Source organism: Pasteurella testudinis DSM 23072 (assembly GCF_900176075.1).
In the GTDB taxonomy this organism is placed as follows: domain Bacteria; phylum Pseudomonadota; class Gammaproteobacteria; order Enterobacterales; family Pasteurellaceae; genus Chelonobacter; species Chelonobacter testudinis.
Genome location: NZ_FWWV01000034.1, coordinates 1 through 8889, shown reverse-complemented (window position 1 = coordinate 8889; position 8889 = coordinate 1). Strand labels below are relative to the sequence as shown.

The following is an 8889-nucleotide window of genomic DNA, read 5'->3' as shown; positions in this document are numbered from 1 at the left end:
TCGCACAGTATTCGCGGTCATTGGGAAGTGGAGAATAAGGCGCACTGGGTGCTGGATATGGTCTATCGGGAAGATGATTGTGTGATAAGCAAGGATGACGGCGCGGAGAATATGGCGATATTGCGCCGTTTTGCGTTGAATTTATCGCGGCTTCACCCGGCTAAAATGAGTATGCGGATGAAGCTGAAAGCAGCGGGTTGGTCAGATGAATTCAGGTCAGAGCTGATGTTTGGTGTTGTTGGTTGATTATTAGACAAAGTGCGCGCTTGCCCTGACCTTGACCTTGACCTTGACCTTGACCTTGACCTTGACCTTGTTATACTCGCACTATCTTTTGTCAATACAATATATTAAGGTAAATTTTATGAAAAAAATGCATATCAGCTTATTGGCGCTATTCTCTCCTTTGGCATTTGCCGTTGATCCGCCGGAACCAAGCCATTACAGCGAGCAACAAATCGCTGAGTTTAAAACGCTGGCGCAACAAGGCGATAAAATCGCCCAATTCCGTTTGGGTTTTGCGTATGATTTTGCCATGGGCGGTTTAGAGGAAAATGATGCATTGGCGTTGGAATGGTATCAAAAATCCTCTGCCCAAGGCTATTCCAAAGCTACACGCAATATTGGTATCCTCTATGAAGAGAATGACGGCGATTTCGTCAAAGCAGAAGAGCAATACAAAAAAGCACTTACGCAAGATCCGACCGATTACGGTGCGAAAAATAACTTAGCCAAAATTTACTACGGCGTGGCAAGCGATGTACCCCGTGCCATTGAACTGTTCCGCGAAGCTGCTGACGACGGTGATATTAATGCGCAAATTATGATGGGGCATCTTTATTCGCAAAATTTCCCCGGATTAGATCAAGCTGATTATGCCAAAGCGATAGCCTATTATGAAAAAGCCGCGCAGCAAACGGATCTACCAAGTTCAATCCAAGCGATGAATGATGTGGCTTACCACTATTATACCGGCGAAGGCGTGGCACAAGACCATAAAAAAGCCTTTGAATACTACCAGCGTGCCGCCGAAGGTGGTTACCCTACCGCCATGACCCAAGTCGGTTACATGTATCGCAACGGCGAAGGCGTAAAAGCTGATGTCAAAAAAGCAGCTGAATGGTATCAAAAAGCGGCTGAGCAAGACGAGCCAATCGCCCTGTTCAACTTGGGCGATCTTTATGAAAACGGCACCGGCGTGGCGAAAGATCTCAACAAAGCCCGTGAATTGTATGCACAAGCCTGTGAATTAGGCGATGAAGACGGTTGCGCTGGCGTAGAAAACTTAGCCAAGTAATAGAAGTAATACTATAGAAAGTGCGGTTCTTAAACCGCACTTTCCCATCAAACCGCCATACTATCCAACAACTCCACCTGACTCAATTTCGCCATGGTTTCAACATAAGCCCGCACTTTTTGCGGCAACACCAACGCCTTAACAATGGTTAAGGAACGCAAGGTTGGGAATAAATGAATATCATCTTCCGACAGCGTGCCGTTGACCGCACTTTCGCTTTGAATCAAGGTGGCTAACTGTGCCAAGTGCGGTTGCAGTTGTTGTAAATACAACGGCGTGTCGGCAAGCAGTTGATCGAGATCGCCGACCCAATTGGTCATGCGCTGGATATAGCGTTCTCTCGCCGATTCCGTTGCAATTTCGGCAAACGGGGCTTGGGTGAAACGCGGAATAAACAACGGGGCGGTGATATTTTTCACCGCGTCCAGCCACTCGGCAATCGCCGGGTTGGTTGCGCCGCTCAAGTGCGGTTTGCCGTCCAGTTGATCGATATAACGCACGATGTCCATGCTTTCCGGCATAAAACTGCCGTCGGCTTTTTGCAGAATCGGCGCCACTTTGCGCCCGACCATCTGCGTCGGGGTGTCAATATCATCTTCCATCAACACCACTTTTTCTACTGCGATATTTTTCAAACCAAAAATCATCGCCGCTTTCACACAAAACGGGCAATGCTGATAAATAAACAGTTTCATCGAGTTCTCCTCTTGTTTTGTTAACACAAACCGCACTTTGAATCTTAGCGCGAATCTCGCGAAGAATACCGATGTTTAACATATCACGTCTATAGCACCCAAGCCAATATTCAGGTACAATCCGCCAATTAACTGGTAAATAAAAATTGGCATAGAGAACCCTTTTTAAATGAAAAATATTCGTAACTTTTCCATTATCGCCCATATCGACCACGGCAAATCGACCCTGTCCGACCGCTTGATTCAAACTTGCGGCGGCTTGAGTGATCGTGAAATGGCGGAACAGGTGCTGGATTCGATGGATCTGGAGCGTGAGCGTGGGATCACGATTAAAGCGCAAAGTGTTACTTTGAATTATCAAGCCAAAGACGGCGAAACTTACCAACTGAATTTTATCGACACCCCCGGACATGTGGATTTTTCCTATGAGGTTTCGCGTTCGCTCGCAGCCTGTGAAGGAGCGCTGTTGGTGGTGGACGCAGGGCAAGGCGTGGAAGCGCAAACGCTGGCGAACTGCTATACCGCGCTGGATATGGATCTCAACGTAGTGCCGATTCTGAATAAAATCGACTTGCCGGCGGCGGATCCGGAGCGCGTGGCAGAAGAGATTGAAGATATCGTCGGCATCGAAGCCGCCGATGCCGTGCGCTGTTCGGCAAAAACCGGTGTAGGTATCGAAGATGTGTTGGAAGTGATCGTCAAAGAGATTCCGCCGCCGGAAGGCGATCCGGACGCACCGTTGCAAGCCTTGATTATCGACTCGTGGTTCGATAACTATTTGGGCGTAGTCTCGTTGGTACGGATCAAAAACGGCACCTTGAAGAAAAACGACAAAATCAAAGTGATGAGCACCGGCATCTCTTACGGCGTGGATCGCTTGGGGATTTTCACCCCGAAACAAGTTGATACCACCGAGTTGAAGTGCGGTGAGGTGGGCTGGATTGTGTGCGGCATCAAAGATATTTTAGGTGCGCCCGTCGGCGATACCCTGACGCTGCAACATAAATCCGCCGAGCAACCGCTGCCGGGCTTTAAAAAGGTCAAACCGCAAGTGTATGCCGGTTTGTTCCCGATCAGCTCCGATGATTACGAAGCGTTCCGCGACGCGCTGGGCAAATTGAGCTTGAATGACGCCTCGCTGTTTTACGAGCCGGAAAACTCGACCGCACTTGGCTTCGGCTTCCGCTGCGGTTTCTTGGGCTTACTGCATATGGAGATTATCCAAGAGCGGTTGGAACGGGAATACGATCTGGATTTGATCACCACCGCACCGACGGTAGTCTATGAGGTGGAGCTGACCGACGGCACGATTGAACACGTTGACAGTCCGGCGAAATTGCCGCCGTTAAACAATATCGCGGAAATTCGCGAGCCGATTGCCGAATGTAATATGTTGTTGCCGCAACAATATTTGGGCAATGTGATTACGCTGTGCATCGAAAAACGCGGCGTGCAGACCAATATGGTCTATCACGGCAACCAAGTGGCATTGACCTATGAAATTCCGTTGGGCGAAGTGGTGTTGGACTTCTTCGACCGCCTGAAATCGACCTCGCGCGGTTACGCCTCGTTGGATTACAGCTTCAAGCGTTTCCAAGCGGCGAACATGGTGCGGGTCGATATTATGATCAACAGCGAACGGGTCGATGCGCTGGCGTTGATCGTACACAAAGACAATGCGCCGTATCGCGGACGCGAATTGGTGGAAAAAATGAAAGAGTTGATTCCGCGTCAGCAATTTGATATTGCGATTCAAGCGGCAATCGGCAACCATATTATCGCCCGTTCGACGGTGAAACAGTTGCGTAAAAACGTGTTGGCGAAGTGTTACGGCGGTGACGTCAGCCGGAAGAAAAAACTGTTGCAGAAGCAAAAAGAGGGTAAAAAACGCATGAAATCCTTAGGCAACGTCGAAGTGCCGCAAGAGGCGTTTTTAGCCATTTTACACGTTGGTAAAGATAAATAAGGAAAGCGAATGTCGAAGTTTTTTCTGCCGATTCTGTTAGTCTGCGGCTATGTATTATGGAAAGTGCTGGATCATCTGGCGCTGCCGAACACGTTTTCGATTCTGTTGATTATTTTCACCCTGATTGCCGGCGCAACTTGGTGTTACAACCGTTTTTCGCTCGAGCCGAAACGCCAACGGCAAATCACCCGTTTGGAACAACGCAGCGGCAAAACGTTGAGTGAAGAAGAGCGTGCCCAAGTCGAGCCGATTTCCGAAGGCAGCGAATTTGTCGCCTCGCTGTTTCCGGTGTTGGCGATTGTGCTGTTGGTGCGCTCTTTCCTGTTCGAACCGTTTCAAATTCCATCGGGTTCGATGGAGCCGAGCCTGCGCATCGGCGATTTTGTGATCGTGGAAAAATATGCTTACGGCATCAAAGATCCGGTTTTTCAAAACACTCTGATTCCAATCGGCGAGCCGAAACGCGGCGATGTGGTGGTGTTTAAAGCGCCGCCGCAACCAACGATTGATTACATTAAACGTGTGGTCGGTTTACCGGGCGATCATATCAAATACGATCAAGCCAGCGGTACACTGAGCGTTACTCCTGCAAAGTGCGGCACGCCAGTGTGTGAGCCCGAAGTCTATCAATACAGCGATGCCAAAGCCAATCCTGACTTTTTCTATCACGGCAATGCGCAAATCGAGATGACCGAAAAAGGTGCGGTGACTCACCAAATTCTGCTCAATCCGGTGCGTTTTTATGTTGATGCCGCCTATTACAAGCAACAAGGCAATCCGCCGGGCGAATGGACCGTGCCGGAGGGCGAATATTTTATGATGGGCGACAACCGCGATAACAGCGACGACAGCCGTTTTTGGGGCTTCGTGCCGGAAAAAGCCTTGGTCGGCAAAGCCAGTTGGATTTGGTTGAGCTTAGATAAAAAAGCCAACGAATGGCCGACCGGTATCCGCACCGAACGTCTGTTCACCGCCATTCCATAAGGTAAACCGCATGCAAAATCTGGACAGATTACAACGTAAAATCGGCTACCAATTTCAACAACTTCACTTGTTGAAACAGGCACTGACCCACCGCAGCGCCGACAGCAAACATAACGAACGTCTGGAGTTTTTAGGCGATTCGATTCTGAATTTTATTATCGGCGAAGCGTTGTTCAAACAATTCGATAAAGTTGATGAAGGCGATCTCAGCCGCATGCGCGCCACCTTGGTGCGTGAAAAAACGCTGGCGATTCTAGCGCGCGAATTCGAACTGGGCGACTATCTGCGTTTGGGACAAGGGGAATTAAAGAGCGGTGGCTACCGCCGTGATTCGATTCTGTCCGACGGCGTGGAAGCGATTATCGGCGCGATGTATCTGGATTCCGGACTGGAAAATATCATGCCGGTGGTACGCGAATGGTATAAAACGTTCCTTGCCGAAATCAAACCCGGCGACAATCAAAAAGATCCGAAAACCCGTTTGCAGGAATATCTGCAAGGCAACCGCCAACCGCTGCCTGAATATGAAGTGATTGATATTCAAGGCGAAGCGCATAAACAGCTGTTTAAAGTCGAATGTCGGGTCGGCAGTTTGAACAAAACCGTAGTCGGACTGGGACAAAGCCGGCGCAAAGCCGAACAAGCCGCCGCAGAAGCTATTCTGCAACAACTTAATTTAACCTAATACAGGCGAGAAAGAACCTTATGAGCGAAATCATCACAGACAATCCGCAAACAGTAAGCGAAACTTACTGCGGCTTTATCGCCATTGTCGGCCGACCGAACGTCGGCAAATCCACCCTGCTGAATAAACTGCTGGGACAGAAAATTTCCATCACCTCACGCAAAGCGCAAACCACCCGCCACCGGATTGTCGGCATCGACACCGACGGCGCGTATCAGGCAATTTATGTCGATACGCCGGGCTTGCACATCGAAGAAAAGCGCGCCATCAACCGTTTGATGAACAAAGCCGCCAGCAGCGCGATCGGCGATGTTGATCTGATTTTCTTTGTGGTGGACGGCACGCACTGGACCGACGATGACGAAATGGTGCTGAACAAACTGCGCGCCGCCAAAGCGCCGGTGATTTTGGTGATTAACAAAATTGATAACGTGAAAGACAAAGACGAAATGTTGCCGTTTATCACCGAGTTGAATCAGCGTTTTGAATTTAAAGCCACCGTACCGATTTCCGCCCAACGTGGCAACAACGTACACCAGTTGAAAAAAATCGTGCAGGATTCGTTACGTCCGGGCATTCACCACTTTCCGGAAGATTACATCACTGACCGCTCGCAACGTTTTATGGCGTCGGAAATCATTCGGGAAAAACTGATGCGCTTTATGGGCGAGGAGCTGCCGTATTCAGTCACGGTGGAAATCGAGCAATTTAAAACCAATGAACGCGGCACTTACGAAATCAACGGCTTGATTTTAGTCGAGCGCGAAGGGCAGAAAAAGATGGTGATTGGTCATCAAGGTCAGAAGATCAAAACCATCGGTATCGAAGCCCGTGCCGATATGGAAAAATTGTTTGACAACAAAGTCCACTTGGAACTGTGGGTCAAAGTCAAATCCGGCTGGGCAGACGACGAACGCGCCTTGCGTAGTCTGGGTTATATCGACGAATAACCGTACCGCACTTTGAATACCAATTGTTGCTACAGTTGGTATTTTTTTATCTATTTTCGCCGATAGTGATCTTGCTTTGCCCTTTATCGATTATTTGAAGTTTAACTATCGCTGTTTCGCCTAACGGTGCCCAACTTTCCTTGCCTGTGCAAAGAAAGTTGGCAAAAGACAAACGCTTGCGTTTGAATGTTGCCTTTGGCAACAGCCCGAAGGGTGAGCGAAGCGAATAAAACACACCCTATTGAACTGCTGATCTTCGCTCAGTGTGAATTTGCTTAACGGAAAATTTTTTATTCGCCCGCATTGCGGGCAGACTCGCTACGCTCAAGCAAAAAAGTTTCACTACAAATTTCACACCCGCTCGGGCAGTTCATAAGGGAACCGAAAACACGCCGTAGAGTACAAGGTTTTAAACCGCACTTTATTAATAAAAGTACGATACGGTTAATACGCTAAACTACTAGACGAAATAACAAAGTAAGAAAATTTTTTATCAACAACCTAAGGTAATAACCACGATGAACAAACTGATCTACTCAGTCGAAGACAAACCGCCGTTTTTTCTCAGCCTGTTACTGGGCGCGCAACATCTGCTTGCAGCCTTGGGCGGCATTATCGCCGTCCCTTTGGTGATCGGCAATGTTTTACAGTTGCCAAGCAGCGACACCATTATTTTAGTCAATGCCGCGCTCTTGATTTCCGGCGTAGTGACGATGATTCAATGCCAAGGAATCGGCCCCATCGGTATCCGTTTACCCAGCGTGATGGGAACGAGTTTCACCTTTGTTGCCGCCGCATTAGCCATCGGATTTAGCCAAGACGGCGTTGCCGGTATTTTGGGCGCCTCACTGGTGGGATCACTGGTGATGATTATCGGCAGCTTCTTTATGCCGACCATTCGCAAGCTATTTCCGCCGGTCGTCACCGGTACGGTAGTGATGATGATCGGCTTGAGCCTGATTCCGGTGGCGGTCGATTGGTTTGCCGGCGGACAGCGCGGCGATGCCGATTATGCCTCGCCGGCAAATTTGGCGATGGCGTTTTTCGTATTAGTGATCGTGGTGGTGTTAGTGCAATGGGGCAAAGGGATTTTCTCGGCGGCGGCGATTGTAATCGGTATGTTTGCCGGTTATCTGACCGCACTTTTACTCGGTTGGATCGACTTCAGCGGCGTGCGGCAAGCGGAATCTTTCGCCCTGCCGCAACCGCTGCATTTCGGTTTGGCATTCCCGATTTCGGGCATTATCGGCATGAGCATTGCCTATTTGGTGACGATTGTCGAATCGAGCGGGAATTTTTTGGCATTGGGCAACGCCACCCAAACCGAGATCAGCGGTAAACACCTGCGCGGCGGCGTGCTGTGCGACGGATTGGGTTCAGCCTTAGCCGCCGTGATGTCCACCACCCCGTTTTCATCATTTTCACAAAATATCGGCGTAATCTCGCTGACCGGCGTTGCCAGCCGTTATGTGGTGACGATCACCGGTGCGTTATTGGTACTCGCCGGACTGTTTCCGATTTTCGGCGCGTTAATCGTGTCGATTCCGCTACCGGTTTTAGGCGGCGCAGGCTTGATGATGTTTGCGATGATCATCGCCGCCGGCATTCAGATGTTGGATAAGGTGGAACGTAACAAGCGCAACGGTTTGATTATCGCGATTTCGATCGGCTGCGGTTTAGCCGTCACCACCCGCCCCGAACTGCTGGACAAACTGCCGTCGTTCGTGAAAGAGATTTTCGGTTCCGGCATTACCGTCGGTTCATTATTAGCTCTCACGCTGAATTTGGTTTTACCACACGAGAAAACCGAATCAGCGATAGAATAATTCACAATTGTTTTTGTCGTCGATGGCGATGACCGCACTTAGCTTTTGACGGTCATCGGCGACTTTCTTTTTTGATTCACAAAATCATAAATGATTTTGTGAATCAAAAAAGAAGGTCGCTATCGGCGAAACCCGATAGCTAAATTTTAAATAAAAGATATAAAACCAAAGTATGCTCGCCACAGGGCAAGCGCGCACTTTGTCTAATAATCAACCAACAACACCAAACATCAGCTCTGACCTGAATTCATCTGACCAACCCGCTGCTTTCAGCTTCATCCGCATACTCATTTTAGCCGGGTGAAGCCGCGATAAATTCAACGCAAAACGGCGCAATATCGCCATATTCTCCGCGCCGTCATCCTTGCTTATCACACAATCATCTTCCCGATAGACCATATCCAGCACCCAGTGCGCCTTATTCTCCACTTCCCAATGACCGCGAATACTGTGCGATAATTGCTCCGCACTTGCCTTTAAGCTACT

9 protein-coding genes are annotated in these 8889 nt (G+C 49.2%); 7 read left to right on the top strand and 2 right to left on the bottom strand.

Translation table 11 applies throughout. The features are described 5' to 3' along the window. Both B8880_RS10265 and B8880_RS10260 read left to right on the top strand, forming a co-directional pair. Nucleotides 1-246 (top strand): transposase (locus B8880_RS10265; protein WP_143933390.1); only part of this gene is annotated, 246 nt, incomplete at its 5' end. 118 nt (nucleotides 247-364) lie between these two features. After that, a complete protein-coding gene (locus tag B8880_RS10260) occupies nucleotides 365-1297 on the top strand; it encodes a tetratricopeptide repeat protein (protein ID WP_084257514.1) in 933 nt (310 codons plus the stop codon). 47 nt (nucleotides 1298-1344) lie between these two features. Here the strand turns inward: B8880_RS10260 and grxB are convergent, their stop codons facing one another. Beyond that, the gene (gene grxB, locus B8880_RS10255; RefSeq protein ID WP_084257513.1) at nucleotides 1345-1992 is read right to left on the bottom strand and encodes a glutaredoxin 2; all 648 of its coding nucleotides are present in this window, start codon (nucleotides 1990-1992) and stop codon (nucleotides 1345-1347) included. A 169-nt stretch (nucleotides 1993-2161) separates the two neighbouring features. Between grxB and lepA the strand changes: the two genes are divergently transcribed. The 5 genes from lepA (at nucleotide 2162) to B8880_RS10230 (ending at nucleotide 8403) form a co-directional block, all read left to right on the top strand. Then, nucleotides 2162-3958: a translation elongation factor 4 gene (gene lepA / locus B8880_RS10250; protein WP_084257512.1), complete on the top strand. Its 1797-nt coding sequence runs from the start codon at nucleotides 2162-2164 to the stop codon at nucleotides 3956-3958. 9 nt (nucleotides 3959-3967) lie between these two features. Next, complete coding sequence (gene lepB, locus B8880_RS10245) at nucleotides 3968-4942, top strand: signal peptidase I (RefSeq protein ID WP_084257511.1); 975 nt, start codon at nucleotides 3968-3970, stop codon at nucleotides 4940-4942. Between the two features lie 10 nt (nucleotides 4943-4952). Continuing rightward, entirely contained in the window at nucleotides 4953-5627 is a 675-nt protein-coding gene (gene rnc, locus B8880_RS10240; protein WP_084257510.1) for a ribonuclease III, read from the top strand. Nucleotides 5628-5647: 20 nt separating this feature from the next. Further along, on the top strand, nucleotides 5648-6577 hold the full coding sequence (gene era, locus B8880_RS10235) for a GTPase Era (RefSeq protein WP_084257509.1): 930 nt from the start codon (nucleotides 5648-5650) through the stop codon (nucleotides 6575-6577). A gap of 518 nt (nucleotides 6578-7095) precedes the next feature. Continuing rightward, on the top strand, nucleotides 7096-8403 hold the full coding sequence (locus B8880_RS10230) for a uracil-xanthine permease family protein (RefSeq protein ID WP_084257508.1): 1308 nt from the start codon (nucleotides 7096-7098) through the stop codon (nucleotides 8401-8403). A 210-nt stretch (nucleotides 8404-8613) separates the two neighbouring features. On the opposite strand, the gene B8880_RS10225 is transcribed toward B8880_RS10230, so the two are convergent. After that, a partial coding sequence (locus B8880_RS10225; RefSeq protein ID WP_143933436.1) for an ISAs1 family transposase occupies nucleotides 8614-8889 on the bottom strand: 276 nt, incomplete at its 5' end.

Bases quoted from the DNA above. Each gene is read 5' to 3' on its own strand.
- B8880_RS10230 (WP_084257508.1), top strand. From the start codon at position 7,096: ATGAACAAACTGATCTACTCAGTCGAAGACAAACCGCCGTTTTTTCTC.
- rnc (WP_084257510.1), top strand. From the start codon at position 4,953: ATGCAAAATCTGGACAGATTACAACGTAAAATCGGCTACCAATTTCAA.
- lepA (WP_084257512.1), top strand. From the start codon at position 2,162: ATGAAAAATATTCGTAACTTTTCCATTATCGCCCATATCGACCACGGC.
- era (WP_084257509.1), top strand. From the start codon at position 5,648: ATGAGCGAAATCATCACAGACAATCCGCAAACAGTAAGCGAAACTTAC.
- grxB (WP_084257513.1), bottom strand. From the start codon at position 1,992: ATGAAACTGTTTATTTATCAGCATTGCCCGTTTTGTGTGAAAGCGGCG.
- B8880_RS10260 (WP_084257514.1), top strand. From the start codon at position 365: ATGAAAAAAATGCATATCAGCTTATTGGCGCTATTCTCTCCTTTGGCA.
- lepB (WP_084257511.1), top strand. From the start codon at position 3,968: ATGTCGAAGTTTTTTCTGCCGATTCTGTTAGTCTGCGGCTATGTATTA.